This is a genomic window from Herbaspirillum sp. ST 5-3 (assembly GCF_004804275.1).
GTDB lineage: Bacteria > Pseudomonadota > Gammaproteobacteria > Burkholderiales > Burkholderiaceae_D > Noviherbaspirillum.
The window spans coordinates 123,741-143,550 of the sequence record NZ_STGI01000012.1 but is presented as its reverse complement, the minus strand read 5'-3'; the positions used below and the strand labels follow the sequence as shown (position 1 = coordinate 143,550).

Genomic DNA, 19,810 nt, shown 5'->3' with positions numbered 1-19,810 from the left:
GTTGCCATAGCACCGCTATGTCGCCTCCGCGCGCCTTGTCTGCGCCGTTCCTGGTCTGCAATCCGCAGGCCCTGCCTGCCGAAATGGACTCCTATTCAGAGTAGACGAAGACCCAATGGACTGCACCCGTTCACGTTGATCTGAGTCAACGAAATCCGGAAAAGTCATGCGTCGCCCGAACAGCGTGTGATGACGCCGTTGATGCGCGTCAAGCACTTATCGACTGGAAATATTCTCCTCGTCATCATCGCGCTGCCGGCAAGAACCAAGTTGCACGGCGCCGGTCGAAAAACAACATTGCACTTCTTTGGCATCGCATTGCAGGGACTCGTGCCTTCTTCGCGTTATCGCCGGATCGCTGTGCGAGGAGGCATGGTGCAGTCAATTATCGATACCAACAGGATCATTGCAGATCATGCGGTCGATCCTATCTTCTTTACCGACGCCCAGGGCTGCGTCATCTATGCTAATCCTGCCGCCGAAAAAGCATTCGGCTACGCCGCCGCGGAATTCGCCGCAAAAAACCTGCATGACCTGATTCATCATCATCGCCCCGACGGCACATCCTGTTCCGCCACCGACTGTCCGTTCCATCGAAGCTATACCAGCGGCGAAGTCATCGAAGATTGGACCGACACCTTTATCCGCAAGGATGGCACCGGCCTCATCATGTCCGGGTCTTCGGCTCCGGTCGAGATCGATGGCAATCGCGTCGGCCAGGTGGTGCTCATGCGCGACATCAGCCGCCGCGTGGCAGCGGAGAACGCGTTGGCCGAAAGCGAGCGGCGCTTTCGCCTGATCACCGATTCCATGCCGCAACTGGTGTGGGCGCTGGCGCCGGATGGCAGCATCGGCTACGCCAATGCGCGCTTCCGCCAATATTTTGGCACTGACCTGCACACCACCAGCGAGTCGCTCCTGCTCGTGCATCCCGATGACGTGGCGCGCACCAGGGCCGCGCTTGAGGAGGCGCTGCGTACAGGCATAGAATATCGCGTCGAGCAGCGCCTGAAGGCGCCCGATGGCGGCTATCGCTGGTTTCTGTCGCACGGCATTCCGCTCAAGGATGGCGACGGCAAGATGCTTGCCATGTACGGTTCCTCCACCGACATCGATGACATGCGGCGCGCCAGCGACGCATTGCGCCGCAGCCAGGAGACATTGCGGCTGGCGGCGCAGGCGACCCATCTCGGCTTGTGGGAATACACCGAATCCGGCGATCTGATCTGGGATGAGACCAACCGCCGCATCTACGGCCTGCCGCCGGATATTCCGATGACTTACGAGATGTTCGCGGAGCGTATCCACCCGGAAGACCGGGCGCGCATCGACGGCAGGGCCAGAAGGATCGCCCTGAATGGCGCAGCCGAGCATTTCAATGTCGAGTTCCGCATCATCCGTTGCGGCGACGGCGCGGAGCGCTGGATAAGCGTCAACGGCCAGTCGCTGGTCGACCCCGACGGGCACTTTCGTTTCGTCGGCACCACACTCGACGTCACCGATAGCAAGCTCACCGAGCAGCACATCCGTGAAGCCTCTCAGCGCGACGCGCTGACCGGCCTGCCCAATCGCGCGCTGTTGTTCGAATACTGCGAGCATCTGCTGGCCATCGCGCAACGCACCCACAGCAGCGGTGCGCTGCTCTTCATCGACCTCGATCATTTCAAGCCCATCAACGACACCCAGGGGCATGACATCGGCGACCAGGTGTTGAAGCAGGTCGCCAAGAGGCTGCTTGACTGCACCCGGCAGGAAGACATCGTAGGCCGCCTCGGCGGCGATGAATTCGTGATCGCCCTGCCGCATCCGGACGATGCGCACGGCCCGACCACCGTGGCGCAGAACATCGTCGAACGCATCAGTGCGCCCTATTACATAGGGTCCTTGCAACTGCATGTCTCGCCATCGATCGGCATCAGCATGTATCCGCGCCACGGCGACAACCTGGACGCCTTGATCAAGTGTGCCGACATCGCGATGTATGAAGCGAAGAAGGCCGGACGCAAGTGCTACCGCTTCTACACGCCCTTGCTGGAGCATGCGTCGGACCGCCATCTCGCGATCGAGATGCGCTTGCGGCATGCCCTCGAACATGGCGAGTTGCTGCTGTACTACCAGCCGGTCATGGAGCTGGAAAGCGGCAGTGCAATCGGCGTCGAAGCGTTGCTGCGACTGCCGATGCCGGGCAGCGAACCGCTCGGCCCGCCGCAGTTCCTGCCCGTCGCGGAAGCGGCCGGACTGATCAACCAGATCGGCGACTGGGTAGCGCACGAGGCGTGCCGGCAGCATCGGCAATGGCGCGAGGCAGGGCTGCCGAACATCAGCATCGCCATCAATGTCGCCCGGCAAGAGTTCCGGCAACGCTCCTTCGTCAGCAACCTGGCGAGCTGCGTGGCGCAGAGCGGCATGGACCCGGGCAGCCTGCAGATAGAGCTGAAGGAAAGCACGGTGCATGAAGACCTGCACGAGACCATCGCCGCGCTGCAGGAGCTGCGCTCCCTCGGCATTCGCATCGCGCTCGACGATTTTGGCGTTGGTTACTCCAGTGTCGGCCTGTTGACCAGCCTGCCGCTCGACAAGCTCAAGATCGACCAGTCCTTCATCAATCGCATCGGGCGCGATGCGAAAAGCCGCGCCATCACCGATACCGTGCTGGCGCTCGGCCGTTCGCTCAAGCTGGAAGTCGTCGGCGAAGGCATCGAGTCGGAAGACGAAGTCGACTATCTGCGCGGACACGGTTGCGACCAGGCGCAGGGTTTCTATTTCAGCAAACCGCTGACCGCCATGGAATTCGAGCACTGGTTCCGCCACGCCTTTTCGGCGCGTTGCACCGTGCATTGATTATTCGATCCCCCTGGCGCTCGGATCGCACAAGAGGAAGACGTGTGAAGGGCTCGCTGTGTTTCACCATGCGATATTGACCAAACGCAAAAAGTGTTTGGAAATTGGTCATCACGCATTGCTGAAATCGGCCGGTTTGCGAGAATACCTGCCGCCAACCTCAACCACCTGAAAAGTCAGCTCCCATGCCGTTCTTCAAACCGCGAACCCGCAATGCTCCCGCCCACGCCGAGGCTGCATTCGCCGCCGACACTGCCGCCGGTTCTCCGGCATGACGACGACATCGTTTCAGGTTCTTGTCGTCGAGGACAACAGCGACTTTCTGCAGATCTTGTGCGAGATGCTGGAGACGCTCGGCCATCGGCCGCACGGCGTGTCCAACGCCGAGGACGCCGTCGCCTGGCTCGGCACGCAGCCCTTCGACGTATTGATCGCGGACGTGCAACTGCCCGGCATGTCCGGCATCGACCTGGCCAAGATCGTCGCCAGGAAGGCGCCGGAAGTAAGAATCGTTTTTTCCTCCGGCTTCGGCTACCTGCTGACGGACAAGCTGGATTTCAACTTCGTCGTGCTGCACAAGCCGTATTTTCTTAACCAGCTCAAGCACGCGGTGGAGCACAACGACAGCGAGCGGCGGACAGTCCGGCAGCAGTAATGTCCGTGCGGCCGCCGTGTCCGCCCGCAGTGTGCGCGCTGCCGCCATGCAGGACACGCTTTCCGCTCGGCAGTGAGCGTTCTTGATTATTCTGCGATGCTTGTCTGATCCTTGACCTGAGTCAAAGGGCCTCCCTTCCCAAATAAGGTAAAACAGAATACACGCTGCCAGCACTGGCGGCGAACATCCCGGGAGGTCTCGCGATGATGTGGCATCATGGAATAGGCTGGCACTGGCTGGGAACGCTTGCAATGATCCTGTTCTGGACCTTGATCATCGTGCTGGCGCTGGCCCCGATCAAATACCTGCGCGCGCAGCTCGATTCGCCCGAACTGGGCGATGCCGGGCGCGACGAAGTCCAGGCGGACGGCAAGCGCAAGCCTGCCGCCGAAACGCCGCGCCGCTGAGACCGGCCGCAGTCTTTCATCAAAGCTTCATGCACGCGTCATGTCCGTGTCACATGCGGCGCGTAGCATGCCGCGCATGGAGAACAAGCTCATTCCCGATATCGTGATTGTCCGCGACGGCGAAGCCTATCGCCTGCTGCACGGTCATCTGCGCCTGGCCAATGTGCTGCGCACCGCCGATGCCGTGTCGGTTGAAGTCAGGGGCGAAGGAAGCATCACCGTGATCAAGACGGCTGCCGGACTGTGCGTCGGCAAGGACGGACAGCAGCTGCCGCTTCACCGGCATTGATCGCCTGCGCAGGGCCAACTCTGTCAGCGTGCGATGCCCGTTTTCGCAAAGGTGTCGCGCGTGGTTCCGCTCAGGTGTTCGCGCAGCCATTTGTGGGCCGGATTGCGCGTGTCGCGCTCATGCCACAGCATGTCCACGTGCACATTCGGCAGCGCAAACGGCAGCTCCTTGGTGATCAGCGCGCCGGTGATGCCGGTGGACGCGATCAGATGGCGCGGCAGCACCGTGATGAGGTCGGAGGTGGCCACCACCCGGCCGGCGGTAAAGAATTGATTCACGGTCAGGAGAATGCGGCGCTCGCGCCCTATCTTGGCCAGTGCTTCGTCCACCAGGCCGTTGGCACGGCCGGAGAAGCTGACCAGCACATGATTCGCTGCGCAGTAGTCGTCGATCGTCAGCTCCGTCTTTGCCAGCGGGTGATGCTTGCGCATCACGCATACGTAACGGCCTGAGTAGAGCTGCTCGTGGCGAATCGGCGTCACCGACGCCTGTCCGCCCGCCAGCTGCGCCACCACGCCCGGAAAGAACCCGACCGCCAGATCGATGTCGCCGCGAAGCAGCATCGGTCGCGGCTCGCGTGTCGTCAAGGGAACCATGCGAATCGTCAGGCCCGGCGCATCGCGCTCGATCGAGCGCACCAGGGCCGGCAGCCACAAGGCGGCTGTGGCATCGGCCATGGCCATGCGGAAAGTACTCTGCGCGGTGGAAATATCAAAGTGTTCTTCCGGCGCAATCGCTTCTTCCAGTCCCGACAGCGCGCGCCGCACCGTCGGCCACAGGCTTTCGGCGCGCGGCGTCGGCTTCACGCCATGCGCGGTGCGAATCAGCAACTCGTCCCCGAGCGCATCGCGCAGCCGGCGCAGCGCATTCGACACGGCGGGTTGTGTCATTGCCAATCTGTTGGCTGCACGCGTCAGATTTTGCTCCGTCATCACGGCGTCAAAGACGCGCAAGAGATTCAGATCCAGGGTCAGGAAGCTCATGTTTTAGGGCGGAAGCGGGTGGTGGGAATGGCAAACAGGAAAGACCCTGTTATTCACATGGAGTATAGCTGATATGTAAAACGGAAATTGGTTTTATAACTGTGAGCAACTTATACTGCAATGCAGCAAAAGCGAAAAATCGAATCGAGTGAATCTTGTTTTGGAGTAAATCATGTCTATCTTAACTATCGCCATCCCTGCAGAATCCGCCCTCCCCGCGTTACAGGTGCTCGTCGCCAACGCGCTGAATGTCATCCGCCCGCTGCTTGGCGTCGGCGTACTGGCCGCCGTGCTGGTCGCTTTCAAGCCCTTGCTGATCGGACTGCTGCGCGCTGCATTGCTGGTCGTCAAGCCGCGCCGCTCGCTGGCAGAGCGTGAGGAGCGCCGCCAGCTGAAGAGCATCATGCAGATCAACCGCATGGCGCGTGAAGTGGAAAGCCTGCATCCGAGCCTGGCCGCCGAGCTGCGCTCGATCGCATCACGCGGCAACTAGGACGCCAAACACTTTCGACGAGGTGCCATCATGAGCGCAGTCAGCCATTCCTTCCACCCCAATCTCCTGGATCAGGTCGCGTCCTATGTGCGCCGTTCGCGCAGCCTGGCGTCGATGCTGCCATCCCTGGTGCTGAGCGGTTTGATCACGCTGGTGATCACCGCGGTCATGCATGCGATGTGGTCGGGAGCGACCGAAGGTTTCTTCGGCGCGTGGCTGGAAAGCTGGCTGACCGCGTGGCCGATCGCCTTCCCGGTGACCTATCTGGTCGGTCCGACACTGTTCCGCCTGGCCGCACGTGCGCCGGCGGTTGCCGTGCCGATGCCGGTCCGGCGTCACCCCGGGCTCGCGTTCGACGACATTCTCAAGGCCTCGGAACGCGTCACTGCGCGAAACGGACTTACCGCCCTGCGCGGACTGAAGCCGAATCCCGACTTCAGCGCCGTGTAAGGCCTGCCCGTTGTCTCCTCCTCCCTGCTAAGGAAGGATTTATGCCCCGCAAGCTTCGGCTTGGCGGGGCTTTTTTATGATGCACTCTCTGACCGCTGCCGCAAAGGTTTGAGCAGGGACGACAGGCCGTTGTGATCGATCTCGTGCATCAGCTCGAGCAGACGGCCGATCTCGCCCGGAGGAAAACCTTCGCGCGCGAACCAGTTCAGGTAATGACCGGGCAGGTCGGCAATCAGGCGGCCCTTGTATTTGCCGAAGGGCATGGTGCGGTTGACGAGCAGTTCCAGGTCGGCGGGGTTCATGGTGCGGGCAGGTCTCTCAGTGCAGGGATAGCGCGCAATTTTATTCCGACGGAGGAATGCTGCGCTCGATGGCCTGCCGGATTTCGTCCTTGTTCGCGGCGTCCTGCCCCAAGCCATCGGGAGCCTGCCCCACGCGCCGCGCCTGGTCGGACTGCGCGTCGAAGTTCTGCTCTTCGGCGACGGAAAAGCGTTCATCACCGCTGCGCTCGGCGGAGGCTTGCGACAGCGAAGCCTCGGACTGCGTGCTGCGCGCGGCCTCCCCGAGCGCAGCGGCCGGCGCACCATTTCCCACGTCGCGGCCTTCGACATAGGCTTTGAAGCAAGCCAGATCCTGCTCCAGCCTGTGCGTCATCACGGCCTCCGTGTCGCCGTCGGGCGCAACCAGGATCTCATTCGGCTCGCATTCCATGGTCAGGGTGACGCGCGCCTTGTCTGCGCCGACCGCCTGCAGCTCTAGCCGGCCGGCATTGGTCGGGCCGCTGGTGTTGCGCCAGGCAATGCAGCGGTCCGGCTGCTGCTCGGTGATCTCCGCATCCCACTCCATGGTCTGGTACGACAGCTTGCTCGACCAGTGCAGGTGGGTGTCGTCGAGCTGCCGCACCGTGTCGACATCCTGCATGAAACGCGGATAGTCCTCGAAGCGGGTGAGCTGGTGGTAGGCGGCATGCAGCGGCACGCCAACTTCAATCGACTGCTGGATTCTTGTCATGATGCATCTCCGTCTCTCGTGTGCTGGACTGCAGGTCCGCTGGCCACAGGGGCAAGCGGACCTGCATTGAGAGCTCAGAGTGCAAGGCGGATAACAAGTTGCGGCGATTTGCGCGTCGCGCCGACGCTACTTCGTGACGCGCAGGTCTTCGCGTTCCGGCTGGTCGTTCCCAGCGGCGATCCCGGGCACGACGAAATCGAAGTCGAGCGGCGCGATATCGGGCTCCGCGCTGTGCGGCTTTGCGGGCTCTTCCGGGATCGGGATACTGGGCAGGACGAAATCGAAGTCGATGGGGCCGGTTTCCGCCACCGGTTCCTCCGCTTTTTCCGCGGCGGGCAGTTCCGGCAGCGCGAAGTCGATCGGACCGGCTGCGGCTTGCGCTTCTTCCTCGGCCTTGTTCGGCTGCATGCCGTCGAGGTCGAAGTCCAGGTCATTTGATGTGAGCTGCGCGGCGGCTGGCGCTTCTTGTGCCGGCATAACGGCGGGCAATGGTGCCGCCTGCGTCGCGTCCACTTCATCGGAGGCTGCAGACAGCGTTTTCTCCTCGGTACCGTCTTCCAGCGCCGGCAAGGCATCGTCCAGATCGTGCGCTTCGGTCGATGCCATGATGATTTCCGGCTGCGCGAGCGTCTTGCCTTGTGCGTACAGGGGATTGCCCGGATCCATCTCGATGCCCATTGCGGCCGCGTGCATCCAGTCCTCGCCTTCGCCCTTCGTCATCCGGTACAGCTCGCGCGCCAGCGATTCGTAGGCATGACGGTCCTTGCGGCCGGCGTAGATGCTGAGCAGCTTGACGCGCAGCGCATGCCGCTCGGGCTGCTTGAGCAGCGCATCCTTTAGCACTTCCTCTGCCTGCACGTCGCGACCGTAGGCGATGTAGACATCCGCCTCCGACATGGCGTCGACCTCGCCGTCGCCGCCATGGGAGGGCGTGCCGAGCAGCGTATAGCCGGAATTGAGCGTGCCGGTATCCAGGCCCTGGGTGCTGGTGTTTTCCACCGTGTTTGTCATGGCGTACGTCGCCGCGTCGAACGGCTTCTGCTCCCTCCTGCGCCGCAGGTAAAGGCCGGCTGCGCCCAGCGCCACGAGCAGCAGCCCGGCGCCGGGCAACAGCAGCGAATCGTCGAACCAGCCCGGCTCGGGTGGCGGCGGGGGCGCTGCCGGCTTGGGGCGGGCGGGCGCTGCGACGGCCGGCTTGACTGGCACTGCAGGCGTATCGTTCTTGAACTCGGCGGGTTTCGCCTCTGCGCTGGCGGACGGTGCGGCGGCACTCGCGGCAAGCGGGGCGGATGCCGTCGTGGCCGCTTTGGTCAGTGCGTTCTGTTTCTGCAATTCCGCCAGCAGGCTGTTGGTCACTTCCAGCAGCTTCTGCAATTCGCCGACCTTGACCTCCAGCGCCTTGACGCGCGTGTTGGCGTCGGCCAGCGCCTTTTCCATCGAGGCGTACTCTTCCCGATCGACCATCGCGGCGGCATCGGGGGAGGACACCGCGTTGACGCTCGACAGATGCAGGCGAGGCTTTCCGCCGGTGGCGGCGTTGGCGGCCGGCCTGACTGCGGATTCATGCGGCACGCTGGCTTTCGCTGGTGCCGGCACTGCGCTCCTTGATGCCGGCTGGGCGGGCGGAGATGGCGGGGCCTTTGCGGCTGCGTGCGCGCCGGCGGTCGCAGCCTGCGCGACCACGCTTGCGCCGGACTTCGGCGCGGCCTTGCTGTCCACGGGCGCGGCGGCGGTCTGCACCGGTTGCAGACTCGTCGGGTCGAGCAGGAAGACATATTCGCGCACCATGCGTCCGCTGCTGGCCGTGACTTCCAGCAAGAGATCGATGAACGGTTCGTTCATCGCCTGCGACGACGCGACGCGGATGATCTGCCGGTTGTCGCGCTGTTCGATCGCAAAACGCAGCGAGAGCAGGGCCGGATTGAACTCGATATTGGCCTGGCGATAAGCGTCGAAGGATGCGAGTTTGACGCGCAGCGCGCCCTCGTCGTCTTTCGCGGGACCGACCAGTTCGATTTCGGCGCGCAATGGCTGTCCAAGGGAAGACTGCACGCTGAGGTCGCCGAGCCCGACGGCATGAGCGTGGGCAAAACAGAGTGTCGAAAGAACCGCTGCGCTCACGGTTTTCAGGCGGAGCGCAGTCCATCGGAAGGGCAAATTGGAAGACATTGTCGATTGCTGCAGTGAGGCGGTGAAAGCCCATGCTATGACGCAACTTGCACTACGTCAATTTTCTTGTTGATTGTGAACAATATTGCTTGACGCATTGGCAAGGGTCGGGCGCCGACTGCATTCGGTGCATGAACTTGCGCAGGCAATCATCAGCTTGCTCTCGTGTCGGTGGAACACGATGCGGCGAATCGTGTCTACCTGACATGGACAAAATCATAATCGCATGAAAGACAGCGTATGAGATGGCGCGATCCAACCGCATCGATGTGGGATGAAGCACTGGAATTGCTGGAGCATGCCGACAGGCTGCATCGCCAGTTCTTTCAGCTTGAAAACCGCCGCAGCCAGCCGCCGGCCTGGCAACCGCCGGTCGATATTTTCGAGACGGAATGGGAAGTCGTGGTGTTTGTCGCCCTGCCCGGGGTCGCGGCCGAACAGCTCGAGGTCTCCGTGGACGGGACCGCGGTGATCGTGCGAGGCCAGCGCGCGATGCCGGGCATTTGCCGCAGCGGAGCGATACGCCGGCTGGAGATTCCCTACGGCCGCTTCGAGCGACGGATCGAGTTTCCTGCGCAGCGTTTCCAGCTCGGACAACGCCTGCTGAAGGACGGCTGCCTCATGCTCACCTTGCAGAAGACCGGATGACCCATCATGACTGCGAACGCTGAACAAGGCGGGCACCGCGAGCTGCCTGCGCACGACGACAATGCCGCCATCATCGAAGCCACGCAACCGGCGCTGCCTCAGGCGCAGGTCCTGCCCGACGATGCCTTGATCATCATCCCGGTGCGCAACCTCGTGCTGTTTCCCGGCCTGGTGGTGCCGATCAACATCGGGCGCGAGAAGACGGTCGCCGCCGCGCAGGAAGCCGCGCGCAGCGAGCGCCCGGTCGGCATTCTCCTGCAACGCGAGGCCGAGACGGAGGCGCCGCAGGCGGAGCATCTGCATCAGATCGGCACCACCGCCAGCGTGCTGCGCTACGTCACGCAAAACAACGATCACTTCATCGTCTGCCAGGGCCATCAGCGTTTTCGCATCGTCGAATTCCTGCAGGGATATCCGTTCTATGCCGCCCGCGTGCAGATCCTGCCGGAAGCCGAGGAGAGCAGCGCCGAAGTGCAGGCGCGCCTGTTGCAGCTGAAGGAGCGCTCGGCGGAAATCCTCGGCATGCTGCCCAATGTCTCGAAGGAAGTCGTGGCCGCCGCGCAGAACATCACCTCGGCATCGGCCTACGCCGATTTCGTCGCCGGCCTGATGGATATCACGGTGCAGGAAAAGCAGGACATCCTCGAAACCATCGATCTCCCGCAGCGCCTCGACAAGGTCCTGAACTTCCTGGTGCGCCGCATTGAAATCCTGCGCCTGTCGCAGAAGATCAACCAGGAAACCAAGGAGCGCATGGATGAACGCCAGCGCGAATTTCTGCTGCGCGAGCAACTGAAGACGATCCAGAAGGAACTCGGCGAAACCGATGAGGCCAATCCCGAGCTCGAGGATCTGGCGGAAGCGATCGTCAGGGCCAAGCTGCCGCCCGAGGTGGATGTGCATGCGAAGAAGGAACTCAGACGGCTGGAAAAGATGCCCGAGGCCGCGGCCGAGTATTCCATGCTGCGCACCTATCTCGAATGGTTGTCCGAGCTGCCGTGGTCGGCCATGACCGAGGACAAGATCGACCTGGACGAGGCCAGCCGCATTCTCGACCAGGACCACTTCGGCCTGGAAAAGATCAAGCGCCGCATCCTCGAATACCTCGCCGTGCGCAAGCTCAACCCGCAGGGCAAGAGCCCGATCCTGTGCTTCGTCGGGCCGCCCGGCGTGGGCAAGACCTCGCTCGGCCAGAGCATCGCGAAAGCGACCGGCCGCAAGTTCGCGCGTGTCAGCCTGGGCGGCGTGCACGACGAGGCGGAGATCCGCGGCCATCGGCGCACCTATATCGGCGCGCTGCCCGGCAACATCATCCAGGCCCTGCGCAAGGCAGGCGCGCGCAACTGCGTGATGATGCTCGATGAAGTCGACAAGCTGGGCGCCGGCATGCACGGCGACCCGGCCGCCGCCTTGCTCGAGGTGCTCGATCCGGAACAGAACGCCACCTTCCGCGACAACTACCTCGGCGTGCCCTTCGACCTGTCGAAAGTCCTGTTCATCTGCACCGCCAACATGCTCGACACCATTCCCGGCCCGCTGCGCGACCGCATGGAAGTCATCTCCTTGCCCGGCTATACCGAACAGGAAAAGGCGCAGATCGCACGGCGCTATCTGGTGCAGCGCCAACGCGAGGCCAACGGCCTCACGCCGCAGCAATGCGACATCAGCGACGAAGCATTGCACACCATCATCCACGATTACACGCGCGAAGCCGGCGTACGCAATCTCGAGCGCGAGATCGGCAGCGCGTTCCGCCATGCCGCGATGCAGATCGCGAAAGGCAGCGTGCAGCAGGTGCACATCGAAGCGGCCGATCTGCACGCCATCCTCGGCCCGAAAAGATTCGAGAGCGAACTCGCGATGCGCACCAGCCTGCCAGGCGTCGCCACCGGGCTGGCGTGGACGCCGGTGGGCGGCGACATCCTGTTCGTCGAGGCCAGCCGCACGCCGGGCAACGGCCGGCTCATCCTCACCGGCCAGCTCGGCGACGTGATGAAGGAAAGCGCGCAGGCCGCGCTCACTCTCGTCAAGGCGCGCTCGGAGGACCTGCACCTCGCGCCGGAGATTTTCGAGAAGAGCGACATCCATGTCCATGTGCCGGCCGGCGCGGTGCCCAAGGACGGCCCCAGCGCGGGTGTCGCCATGTTCGTCGCGCTCGCCTCGCTGATGATGAACCGGCCGGTGCGCCACGATCGTGCCATGACCGGCGAGATCAGCCTGCGCGGACTGGTGTTGCCGGTGGGCGGCATCAAGGAAAAAGTGCTGGCCGCGCTGCGTGCTGGCATCGCCACCGTGCTGCTGCCTGCACGCAATGAAAAGGAACTCGAAGAGATTCCGGAAGAGGCGCGCCGTCAGCTCCAGTTCGTGTGGCTGGAAACGGTGGACGATGCCGTGCGCGAGGCGATCGGCGAGACGCCGCAGCCGGCCGCGCCGAATTCCGTCGCCTAGACATGCATGTGTCGTGCTCGGACGAACACCTGCGTCAACAGTGTTGTGTGAACTCCGGCACTACGCATGCGCGCGGCCGCTTGAAACGCCGCTTCCCCCCTGTATTGTCGCGTCGTCGGCGACTTTCCACGACTGGCACGCTCCCTGCAATGCGATAGACGAGCGCAAGCATCTGCACTCCATCGAACCCACCTCATACCGCAAGGAGAATTGCCATGAAAACCCTGAGCATCAAGGATTTGTCGAAGACCGAAGAACTGGACCGCGAAGCGATGGCGGACGTGCACGGCGGCCGCATGAAGCTGCCCCTCCAGCACGCATCCACCGGAGGCCTGCTGACCTCACCGGACGGCGAGCCGGTGTCGGTCTATGTGGACGGTGTGCTCGTCAACTCGGTGACCGACGGCTACGTGCACGTCTGAGGCGTCGCCGCGCCGATTTGGAAAAAGCCGTTCACCGGCTTAAAATTCAGCGATCCACAGGCGCGGCCCCGGTCGCGCCTGTCTTTCCATCCATCGGCCGCCGCTTCTCCCATGCAAATCGACAGTATTCGCCAGCGCCTGCGCGCGCTCGGCGCCAAACCGGAACACGAACAGCGCGTGCTGCGGGACTGGATACAAGGCCGTTCCCACGATCAGGGGCGGCGGCGCGCGCAAGACTATTTGCCGTTGAGCCTGCGCGAGGCCTTGCCCGCGCTCGATGCCGAGCTGCGCGGCATGGCGCGCCTGATCGCCTCGCATCCGGCCGAGGAGGGATCGGCGCGGCTGCTGGTCGGCTTGAACGACGGCCAGACGGTCGAGAGCGTGCTGCTGCCGCGCGGCGGATTGTGCATTTCCAGCCAGGTCGGTTGCGCGGTCGGTTGCCAGTTCTGCATGACCGGGCGCAGCGGCCTGATCCGCCAGCTGACGAGCGGCGAAATGCTTGCCCAGGTTGCGCTGGCGCGCACGCAACGCGCGGTGAAGAAAGTCGTCTTCATGGGCATGGGCGAGCCCTCGCACAATTTCAACAACGTCATGGACGCCATCGAAGTGCTCGGCACCGAGGGCAACATCGGCCACAAGAGCCTGGTGTTCTCGACCGTCGGCGATACGCGCGTGTTCGAGCGCCTGCCGCAAGGCGTGGTCAAGCCCGCGCTCGCCTTGTCCCTGCACACCACCAAGGCCGACTTGCGCGAGACGTTGCTGCCGCGCGCGCCGCGCCTGACGCCGCGCGAACTGGTGGAGCTGGCCGAAGAATACGGCCGCGCCACCGCCTATCCGGTGCAATACCAGTGGACCCTGCTCGAAGGCATCAACGACGGCGACGACGAAATCGAAGGCATCGTCGAACTGTTCAAGGGCAAGTACGGCGTGCTTAACCTGATCCCGTACAACAGCGTTCCCGACCTGCCGTTCAGCCGGCCGCAGGTGGAGCGCGCACGCGAAATGGTGCGCATACTGCATCGTCGCGGCATCCTCGCCAAGCTGCGCGATTCCGCTGCGCAGGAAGTGGATGGCGGCTGCGGACAGCTAAGGGCGCGCAGCATCAAGATTCACGCGGCGTGACCACGCCAACAGGACCGACTGGAGCATCAGGCATGAAAAGCTACCGCAAGGAACTCTGGTTCAACACGCCCACGCGCCGCGCCTTCATCAACATCACGCCGCAGGTCGAAGCCTGCCTGGCCGAGAGCGGCATCAGGGAAGGCATGGCGCTGGTCAATGCGATGCACATCTCCGCCTCGGTCTTCATCAACGACGACGAGCCGGGGCTGCATCATGATTTCGAGGTGTGGCTGGAAAAGCTCGTGCCGCACGCACCGATCAAGCAGTACCGCCACAACGACACCGGCGAAGACAATGCCGACGCGCATATCAAGCGCCAGGTGATGGGACGCGAAGTGGTGGTGGCCATCACCAACGGCCGGCTCGACTTCGGCCCCTGGGAACAGATCTTCTATGGCGAGTTCGACGGTATGCGCAGGAAGCGCGTGCTGGTGAAGATGATTGGGGAATGAGGCGGGCGGTTTGTTCAGCGCGGTCCTAATTCTTGTCGTATCGAATGACCGTGCCGGAAAATGTACTTGTCGGTGAAAACCATATGCTTGTATTGGCGCTATTAAAACCGGCAAATTTGAAATCAGCTTGACCGATATCCGGTAGTTCATCTGCATTTCCACTGAACCGGGAGTTTGATTGTTGCGCGATACTTATTGCCTTGATCAAGCCTATGCGTAGCGGAACAATAGGTGTCACACCTGCCGATTGACCAGGAATAGATTGTGTACATGCCGCATCCGAAAAGGCGCCGACGATACCAATCGCGGGAGTGAACAGCAAGTCCGTACCAGACAAGGAAAACGAAATGTTATTCCGGATGAATTGACCATTGGCTTGCGCAGTGCAAGAGGACCAGGAGCCTAGGTATTTGGTCTGAACGCCGTTGGAACTTGCAAGTTCTTGCATGAGTATCTGCGAACCGGCACTCGCACTACTGCCACCTCCGCATGCGCCGAGCAATAGACTTGCGCACAAAATGCTTATTTTACGAATCACGACGACTCACTTTCAATTTAACGCTGCCCGTGTTGAGCGGCGAGTTAAACATCATTTGCGCCTTAAAAATTATTCGAATACCGGCCGGAAGAAACTGCGCTCATAGCTCATGATGCAGCGTGTCTCTTCCGCATACTTGAACGCAGCCTGGCAATCGGGATCATTGAGAGACTTTGTCCGGTATTCCTCATAACTGGCAAGACTCGGAAACGTGAACAGCGCAAGCGCAATATTGTTTGCCCCTTCAGAAGGCAAATAATATCCATGGTGCTTGCCGCCAAACTTCTCTACCAGCGGAATCCAAAGCTTCCCATAGTGCTCAAATTCCTTGAGCTTGAATGGATCAACAACATATTTCAGATAGCAAGTGATCATGTGTGCCTTTATGTTTGACGATTAGGTTGACCGGCGCGTAGCGTCGGTGTCGACCTGGGAGTTATGGACTGCATTACTGACGCATCTCCAAACTGGCCACTTGCATTGAGGCCTCATCCACAAAAACAGTGGGTGTACCGCTAAGCATGTTATCGGTGAGATACCGACCTTAGAACGCGAAGCCAGTGCAGGAGGTTCTCGTAAAGAACCATTCCAGCGAATCGCGTTTCGCGTCATTGGCACCACTGGCGTCTTCAGGGAAAGCTACGCGAAAAAGCCCTGCCTTCTTGTCGATCACGTATGTCCTCGCAAACTTCTTTTCGCGAACAATCATCAGCCCACATACACCCTTACCCAAAGGAATAATCGACACCTCACGTTCTCCTGCTGTTGGCGTGACCTCGACAACAGAAGAGGTTTCGTCTCTGACGATTTCTTTGAAGGTCGCCTTTTGCTGCACTCCGGCTTGGTCGAAGTAGTTGCCGAACTCCTGGCGATATAACTCTTCTGCCGTAACGGGCACGCATAGAAATAAAAAAATACAAGTAAAGAAACGCTTCATAGCTCGATACACTGAATGAAATCATGAGACATAACGGCTAAGCTGAACGGCGCGTAGCGCCCGAGTCCATATACGACGAGTTAGCGACATCAAATGTGCCCGCCGGATGGCTGATCCTTCCATCCCCGTACGTACGAATGACCTCCGACACGATGACTTGATACCCATCTAGCCACTTCCCCTGCGCTCGCTTCTCCTCAACGTGCTTCGGATGCTTCATTAAGGCCTGCAACGATTCAAGCGACTCCAAGTAGTACACATTCGAGATCAGACCTGTTGTTTGATTCTCCCAAGTCTCCTCGCCAAGATAGCCCGGAATTTTCTTTGCTGCTTCGGCAATGGCTTCATCGAGTCGGAAAAATTCGTCGTCGTATTGCCCTTTGGCGAAAATGAAGGTCGATGAGTACATAAGTTCCTAAAAATATTTTTATCGAGGCTGCTAACTGAATATTTATCAGACTCGGCCTGTCCGTTATGCGCACCAGCGAGCCGTTATGCACGGACGCATGAACGCATGCCAAGCCGCATGCAGCGTGGCTTTCGGCGGGCCAGCCGATTTAACAGGAAACATAAAAAACCGGGAAAGACGGACTCCACTGGAGTCCGATCATTTGGCACTCAGTGTAGGTGAAGATTGTAATATCGGCAACAAACGGGAGGCTCGAAGAATTCACATGGCCGCTGAGGGCAACGCTAGGCGGCAGTGCACAGCCCACAGTTGCGCACAAGGCGCACACCACACCCGTCCATTTCCAATTCCCGAGAAAACTCCTTTCCATTTCGAGGAAAAAATCACCCTCGACGGCTTCGCGCATATCCGATAGCGCGCCATTGCGGCCGTTAGCGCTGGCTCCGCGCCGCGTCGCCGCTTTTCCAACAAGCATTGCGACATGGCACCGCTTTTGCTCTACAGCATATGAACACCTCCCGACATTCGCGCAGCTTGAGCGGCGTGCGTTGCGGCGAGCGAAGCAGCACCCGATCTTAATTGGAAGGAAATGTCATGGACACCTGGATGATCAATGGGGCCTTTGCCCTGTTCATTGCTTTGAGTTTTACTGCCCTGTTCTTTTTTGTCTTCACGCGCGGCGCACTGGTCGTGCGCGGGCTCGTCCCCGCATGGCAGAACGAGACCTCACATGTGTATCCGGTGTATTCGAACATGCGGCTTATCCGGGCCATCGATTTCCAGCCGATCATCTCGGCTATCCTGTTGTTCCAGTATCGCCGCCTGGTCTCGAAGATCGTTGCTGAAATCCGGCAGATGGATCTGCGCAACAAGAAGCTGCTGATCACTTCCTGCGCCTTCGGCAATGTGATGCCGCGCGTGGTGAAGGCGGCGTTGCAAGCCGGCGCCGAGCGCGTGCTGATTGCCGACATTATTCCCAATGAACTGGAACACGCCAAGGAGAAGCTCGCCGGCTTTGGCGACAAGGTGGAGTTCATTCGGGAGAATGCTACCCGCATGCAGCAAGAGGATGGCGTGGTGAATGCCAACGTCATCTTCTTCCTGCTGCATGAGCTGCCGCATCACTTGAAGGGGCAAGCCCTGAGCGAAGCAGGTCGCTTGATTGCGCCCGGCGGCAAGCTGTTCCTCGCCGAGTTTCATCGTCCCAGCCTGCGTGTGCTGCGGGCGCTGAGCTGGGCTTATTTCAAGGTGTTCGAGCCGCTCGGCCTTGCGCTCTGGGATACGCATGACCCGATCAGCTATCTGGAAGAGACCGGCCACTGGACGTGCGAGCGCACCACCTGCTTCTTCGGAAACTTCCAGGTCATCACCGCAACGAAACAATAGGGAGGCTTGATCCGTCCGGCGCGTTTCTGTCATTGCGCCGGACGACGATCGAGATGCCGCTAGCGACAAAAGAGGGCGGGCGCCCGTTGCCGGACGCCCGCCCTTTGCTTGCGCGTCAATCAGACTTTAATGACGTCGGCTTCCGCCCACGCGCTCGGCACCGTAGCGCACCGCGTCCTTCACCTTGTCCCAGGTGCTTTCCGGATGCTGGCGCTCCCAGTCGCTGCGCATGTCGGGCTCGACATCTTCCCAGCGATAGTTCTTGAAACGCTCGCTGCCCGCCATGGTGGAGCCGTAGCGATAAGCGGCATCGTAGTCTTCGTAGCGCCCGCCTGAACTGCCATAGGCGGTCTGCCAGTGACGGCGGAATGCGTCGTCATCGCCCTTCACCATGCCGGTCGTGCCGCGGCCGGTATCCGATGCGCCGAGCTGCTCGACTTCGACATCCGTCTTGCGCACGGTGTCGTTGATTTCCTCGGTCTTCTGGCTCACTTCCTTGCCGATGGTGACTTCCTCGATCACATGCGCGGTCTTGGACACCACCGGCTCTTCCGCCATCTCGCGCAGCTCCACCGAGCCTTCCTTGAAGGCGGCGAGATCGGCTTCGCTGGCCGGCTGGTCGACGGCGTGCCGCTCGACCTTCACATGCTCTTGGCGCAGTTGTACCGATTCATGCACCGGCTTTTCCGTCACGTGGCGGAAGATGCGGATGCCGCCGCGCTGCACCAGCCGCTTGCCGACCTTGAATTCTTCCTCGATGACGGGAAAGGTCGATTGCTCCGTGGTGCCGGCCTGCGTCGTCGCCGGACGGTAGCTGCTGCGTTCCTTTTCAATTTCCTTTTGCGACAGCTTCGGCGCGGCAGCTTCATAGCCAGACCAGCCTTGCTGCTTCCATGCGCCGGCGCGTTCATCGATATTGACCGGATTGAAGCGATTCATGATGTCGGACGCGCGCTCGGCCTCCCGATGGTCTTGCGCTTCGAACGTCAGCACGTAACTGCCGCGGCGCACCGATTCCGCGTACACATCGTGATGCTCCTTGTGCTCTTCCGTGCCGAACAGGGAGCGGAAGAAACCGCTGATGCCCGCCGCGCCATGCTCTGCTTCCGCTTTTGCCACTTTTGCGGCCTTCGCAGTCTTCCCGCTTGCAGGGATTTCCGACTCGGGCTGCAGATGGATGCGCGAGCGTTGAATGCCGTCCGCCGTCAGCGCCTGCACCGCGCCTTCGGCATCCGCATAATCGTCATACACGCCGATCACGCTGGTGCGACCGCTGTCGGCTGTCTGCGCCATGCGGCCCGGCCGGTAGACGTCCTGTGCATTGAGGCTGCGCCAGCGTTGTTCGATGTAATCGGCATCCTCCTCGGAACGCGGCCTGACGCCGATCATGATGCCGCCGCCTTTCAGGCCGCTCTCGTAGCGCTTGACGTTCTCTTCCGGAATGCCCCAGCCGACCAGCGCGCCGAGCAGTCCGCCGGTGGCGGCACCTGCGCCCGCACCCGCCGCAGCATCAGCCAGAGGGCCGGCCACCACCAGGCCGATGCCGGGCAGCGCAATGCTCGCGCCGGTGGCCATCGCGGCAGCGATCACCGCGCCCAGCGTGCCGCCGATCGCGCCGCCGACACCGGCGCCTTCCGCCGCCTTGCTGCCAAGCTCCGTCTGCGCCGTGCCTTGCTGCGCAAAATGTTTCTTGCGTGTGTCATCCGACATGACCACATTGATGTCGTCCTTCGTATAGCCGCGCTCGGAAAGGACTTGATACGCTTGCTCGGCGCTGGCGTGATCATTGAAAAGCGCGGTCAGCATGCCGGAATCATTTCTTGAAACTGAAGCCATGATGCATCTCCTTGTTCGTTCCATGCGAAAAGCGTCAACACAATGCAGCGAGCTTCTTCATCGCGATGCAGTCAACCATGCGGGGAGTTGATGTGCGGCGGCGCCTCGCAGGAGGCAGAATTGAAGGTGAGCCGGGGTTGCTGCACTGTTGCGTAGGAAGGGGGCTTGAGCGCTTTTCAGCATATTAATAAAACCGCAATAGGCTTGTAAGAAGCCTGTGCGCGCGATTAGTTCCATGCGTGGAAGCGCAGCATTTCAAGCGGTAAATCACGGCCGGAAGCCGCGTGAACGCAAGGCCGATGGAAATCACTCAC

Annotated in this window: 21 protein-coding genes; 12 read left to right on the top strand and 9 right to left on the bottom strand. The window is 61.3% G+C overall.

The genetic code is table 11. The annotated features are described in order from the left end of the window. Positions 1 to 372 precede the first annotated feature (372 nt). The 4 genes from E6W33_RS20775 to E6W33_RS20760 all read left to right on the top strand — a co-directional run bounded on the left by E6W33_RS20775 (position 373) and on the right by E6W33_RS20760 (position 4,192). A complete protein-coding gene (locus tag E6W33_RS20775; RefSeq protein ID WP_168798709.1) occupies positions 373 to 2,841 on the top strand; it encodes an EAL domain-containing protein in 2,469 nt (822 codons plus the stop codon). A 271-nt stretch (positions 2,842 to 3,112) separates the two neighbouring features. Continuing rightward, positions 3,113 to 3,496 carry a response regulator gene (locus E6W33_RS20770; protein WP_136419236.1) on the top strand — a complete coding sequence of 128 codons (384 nt, stop codon included), beginning with the start codon at positions 3,113 to 3,115 and terminating at the stop codon, positions 3,494 to 3,496. A 203-nt stretch (positions 3,497 to 3,699) separates the two neighbouring features. Further along, positions 3,700 to 3,903: a hypothetical protein gene (locus tag E6W33_RS20765; RefSeq protein WP_136419235.1), complete on the top strand. Its 204-nt coding sequence runs from the start codon at positions 3,700 to 3,702 to the stop codon at positions 3,901 to 3,903. Positions 3,904 to 3,979: 76 nt separating this feature from the next. Beyond that, positions 3,980 to 4,192 (top strand): hypothetical protein, encoded by a 213-nt coding sequence (locus tag E6W33_RS20760; protein WP_136419234.1) that lies wholly within the window; start codon positions 3,980 to 3,982, stop codon positions 4,190 to 4,192. A 23-nt stretch (positions 4,193 to 4,215) separates the two neighbouring features. Here the strand turns inward: E6W33_RS20760 and E6W33_RS20755 are convergent, their stop codons facing one another. Continuing rightward, positions 4,216 to 5,175: a LysR family transcriptional regulator gene (locus tag E6W33_RS20755; RefSeq protein WP_136419233.1), complete on the bottom strand. Its 960-nt coding sequence runs from the start codon at positions 5,173 to 5,175 to the stop codon at positions 4,216 to 4,218. A 172-nt stretch (positions 5,176 to 5,347) separates the two neighbouring features. Here E6W33_RS20755 and E6W33_RS20750 point away from each other — a divergent pair, with 172 nt between their 5' ends. Beyond that, positions 5,348 to 5,668 carry a hypothetical protein gene (locus tag E6W33_RS20750; protein ID WP_136419232.1) on the top strand — a complete coding sequence of 107 codons (321 nt, stop codon included), beginning with the start codon at positions 5,348 to 5,350 and terminating at the stop codon, positions 5,666 to 5,668. Between the two features lie 30 nt (positions 5,669 to 5,698). Further along, positions 5,699 to 6,118, top strand: a complete 420-nt coding sequence (locus E6W33_RS20745; RefSeq protein ID WP_136419231.1) for a DUF2798 domain-containing protein — start codon at positions 5,699 to 5,701, stop codon at positions 6,116 to 6,118. Positions 6,119 to 6,192: 74 nt separating this feature from the next. Here E6W33_RS20745 and E6W33_RS20740 read toward each other — a convergent pair whose 3' ends face one another. The 3 genes from E6W33_RS20740 to E6W33_RS20730 all read right to left on the bottom strand — a co-directional run bounded on the left by E6W33_RS20740 (position 6,193) and on the right by E6W33_RS20730 (position 9,298). Then, positions 6,193 to 6,420, bottom strand: a complete 228-nt coding sequence (locus E6W33_RS20740; protein ID WP_136419230.1) for a DUF3820 family protein — start codon at positions 6,418 to 6,420, stop codon at positions 6,193 to 6,195. 40 nt (positions 6,421 to 6,460) lie between these two features. Beyond that, entirely contained in the window at positions 6,461 to 7,129 is a 669-nt protein-coding gene (locus E6W33_RS20735; protein WP_136419229.1) for an SRPBCC family protein, read from the bottom strand. Positions 7,130 to 7,255: 126 nt separating this feature from the next. Then, positions 7,256 to 9,298 (bottom strand): hypothetical protein, encoded by a 2,043-nt coding sequence (locus E6W33_RS20730; RefSeq protein ID WP_136419228.1) that lies wholly within the window; start codon positions 9,296 to 9,298, stop codon positions 7,256 to 7,258. Positions 9,299 to 9,538: 240 nt separating this feature from the next. On the opposite strand from E6W33_RS20730, the gene E6W33_RS20725 reads away from it, so the two are divergent. The 5 genes from E6W33_RS20725 to E6W33_RS20705 all read left to right on the top strand — a co-directional run bounded on the left by E6W33_RS20725 (position 9,539) and on the right by E6W33_RS20705 (position 14,390). Further along, positions 9,539 to 9,946, top strand: a complete 408-nt coding sequence (locus E6W33_RS20725) for an Hsp20/alpha crystallin family protein (RefSeq protein ID WP_136419227.1) — start codon at positions 9,539 to 9,541, stop codon at positions 9,944 to 9,946. Between the two features lie 6 nt (positions 9,947 to 9,952). After that, a complete protein-coding gene (lon, locus tag E6W33_RS20720) occupies positions 9,953 to 12,394 on the top strand; it encodes an endopeptidase La (RefSeq protein ID WP_136419226.1) in 2,442 nt (813 codons plus the stop codon). Between the two features lie 215 nt (positions 12,395 to 12,609). Then, entirely contained in the window at positions 12,610 to 12,816 is a 207-nt protein-coding gene (locus E6W33_RS20715) for a hypothetical protein (RefSeq protein WP_136419225.1), read from the top strand. A gap of 111 nt (positions 12,817 to 12,927) precedes the next feature. Further along, on the top strand, positions 12,928 to 13,938 hold the full coding sequence (locus tag E6W33_RS20710) for an RNA methyltransferase (protein ID WP_136419224.1): 1,011 nt from the start codon (positions 12,928 to 12,930) through the stop codon (positions 13,936 to 13,938). Between the two features lie 32 nt (positions 13,939 to 13,970). Then, positions 13,971 to 14,390 (top strand): secondary thiamine-phosphate synthase enzyme YjbQ, encoded by a 420-nt coding sequence (locus tag E6W33_RS20705; RefSeq protein ID WP_136419223.1) that lies wholly within the window; start codon positions 13,971 to 13,973, stop codon positions 14,388 to 14,390. 25 nt (positions 14,391 to 14,415) lie between these two features. On the opposite strand, the gene E6W33_RS20700 is transcribed toward E6W33_RS20705, so the two are convergent. The 4 genes from E6W33_RS20700 to E6W33_RS20685 form a co-directional block, all read right to left on the bottom strand. After that, positions 14,416 to 14,838 carry a hypothetical protein gene (locus E6W33_RS20700; protein WP_136419222.1) on the bottom strand — a complete coding sequence of 141 codons (423 nt, stop codon included), beginning with the start codon at positions 14,836 to 14,838 and terminating at the stop codon, positions 14,416 to 14,418. A gap of 159 nt (positions 14,839 to 14,997) precedes the next feature. After that, on the bottom strand, positions 14,998 to 15,303 hold the full coding sequence (locus tag E6W33_RS20695; protein ID WP_136419221.1) for an NIPSNAP family protein: 306 nt from the start codon (positions 15,301 to 15,303) through the stop codon (positions 14,998 to 15,000). Positions 15,304 to 15,472: 169 nt separating this feature from the next. Then, positions 15,473 to 15,865, bottom strand: coding sequence for a hypothetical protein (locus E6W33_RS20690; RefSeq protein WP_136419220.1), 393 nt, complete (start codon positions 15,863 to 15,865; stop codon positions 15,473 to 15,475). A 37-nt stretch (positions 15,866 to 15,902) separates the two neighbouring features. Continuing rightward, on the bottom strand, positions 15,903 to 16,274 hold the full coding sequence (locus E6W33_RS20685) for an antibiotic biosynthesis monooxygenase (RefSeq protein WP_136419219.1): 372 nt from the start codon (positions 16,272 to 16,274) through the stop codon (positions 15,903 to 15,905). 594 nt (positions 16,275 to 16,868) lie between these two features. Between E6W33_RS20685 and E6W33_RS20680 the strand changes: the two genes are divergently transcribed. Continuing rightward, the gene (locus tag E6W33_RS20680) at positions 16,869 to 17,660 is read left to right on the top strand and encodes a class I SAM-dependent methyltransferase (RefSeq protein WP_136419218.1); all 792 of its coding nucleotides are present in this window, start codon (positions 16,869 to 16,871) and stop codon (positions 17,658 to 17,660) included. Positions 17,661 to 17,786: 126 nt separating this feature from the next. On the opposite strand, the gene E6W33_RS27110 is transcribed toward E6W33_RS20680, so the two are convergent. Further along, a complete protein-coding gene (locus tag E6W33_RS27110) occupies positions 17,787 to 19,496 on the bottom strand; it encodes a YsnF/AvaK domain-containing protein (RefSeq protein WP_168798708.1) in 1,710 nt (569 codons plus the stop codon). Between the last annotated feature and the right edge of the window lie 314 nt (positions 19,497 to 19,810).

Excerpts from the sequence above, each read along its gene's own strand:
- E6W33_RS20775 (WP_168798709.1), top strand. The coding sequence starts at position 373 with ATGGTGCAGTCAATTATCGATACCAACAGGATCATTGCAGATCATGCG.
- E6W33_RS20770 (WP_136419236.1), top strand. The coding sequence starts at position 3,113 with ATGACGACGACATCGTTTCAGGTTCTTGTCGTCGAGGACAACAGCGAC.
- E6W33_RS20765 (WP_136419235.1), top strand. The coding sequence starts at position 3,700 with ATGATGTGGCATCATGGAATAGGCTGGCACTGGCTGGGAACGCTTGCA.
- E6W33_RS20760 (WP_136419234.1), top strand. The coding sequence starts at position 3,980 with ATGGAGAACAAGCTCATTCCCGATATCGTGATTGTCCGCGACGGCGAA.
- E6W33_RS20755 (WP_136419233.1), bottom strand. The coding sequence starts at position 5,175 with ATGAGCTTCCTGACCCTGGATCTGAATCTCTTGCGCGTCTTTGACGCC.
- E6W33_RS20750 (WP_136419232.1), top strand. The coding sequence starts at position 5,348 with ATGTCTATCTTAACTATCGCCATCCCTGCAGAATCCGCCCTCCCCGCG.
- E6W33_RS20745 (WP_136419231.1), top strand. The coding sequence starts at position 5,699 with ATGAGCGCAGTCAGCCATTCCTTCCACCCCAATCTCCTGGATCAGGTC.
- E6W33_RS20740 (WP_136419230.1), bottom strand. The coding sequence starts at position 6,420 with ATGAACCCCGCCGACCTGGAACTGCTCGTCAACCGCACCATGCCCTTC.
- E6W33_RS20735 (WP_136419229.1), bottom strand. The coding sequence starts at position 7,129 with ATGACAAGAATCCAGCAGTCGATTGAAGTTGGCGTGCCGCTGCATGCC.
- E6W33_RS20730 (WP_136419228.1), bottom strand. The coding sequence starts at position 9,298 with ATGTCTTCCAATTTGCCCTTCCGATGGACTGCGCTCCGCCTGAAAACC.
- E6W33_RS20725 (WP_136419227.1), top strand. The coding sequence starts at position 9,539 with ATGAGATGGCGCGATCCAACCGCATCGATGTGGGATGAAGCACTGGAA.
- lon (WP_136419226.1), top strand. The coding sequence starts at position 9,953 with ATGACTGCGAACGCTGAACAAGGCGGGCACCGCGAGCTGCCTGCGCAC.
- E6W33_RS20715 (WP_136419225.1), top strand. The coding sequence starts at position 12,610 with ATGAAAACCCTGAGCATCAAGGATTTGTCGAAGACCGAAGAACTGGAC.
- E6W33_RS20710 (WP_136419224.1), top strand. The coding sequence starts at position 12,928 with ATGCAAATCGACAGTATTCGCCAGCGCCTGCGCGCGCTCGGCGCCAAA.
- E6W33_RS20705 (WP_136419223.1), top strand. The coding sequence starts at position 13,971 with ATGAAAAGCTACCGCAAGGAACTCTGGTTCAACACGCCCACGCGCCGC.
- E6W33_RS20700 (WP_136419222.1), bottom strand. The coding sequence starts at position 14,838 with ATGCAAGAACTTGCAAGTTCCAACGGCGTTCAGACCAAATACCTAGGC.
- E6W33_RS20695 (WP_136419221.1), bottom strand. The coding sequence starts at position 15,303 with ATGATCACTTGCTATCTGAAATATGTTGTTGATCCATTCAAGCTCAAG.
- E6W33_RS20690 (WP_136419220.1), bottom strand. The coding sequence starts at position 15,865 with ATGAAGCGTTTCTTTACTTGTATTTTTTTATTTCTATGCGTGCCCGTT.
- E6W33_RS20685 (WP_136419219.1), bottom strand. The coding sequence starts at position 16,274 with ATGTACTCATCGACCTTCATTTTCGCCAAAGGGCAATACGACGACGAA.
- E6W33_RS20680 (WP_136419218.1), top strand. The coding sequence starts at position 16,869 with ATGGACACCTGGATGATCAATGGGGCCTTTGCCCTGTTCATTGCTTTG.
- E6W33_RS27110 (WP_168798708.1), bottom strand. The coding sequence starts at position 19,496 with ATGGCTTCAGTTTCAAGAAATGATTCCGGCATGCTGACCGCGCTTTTC.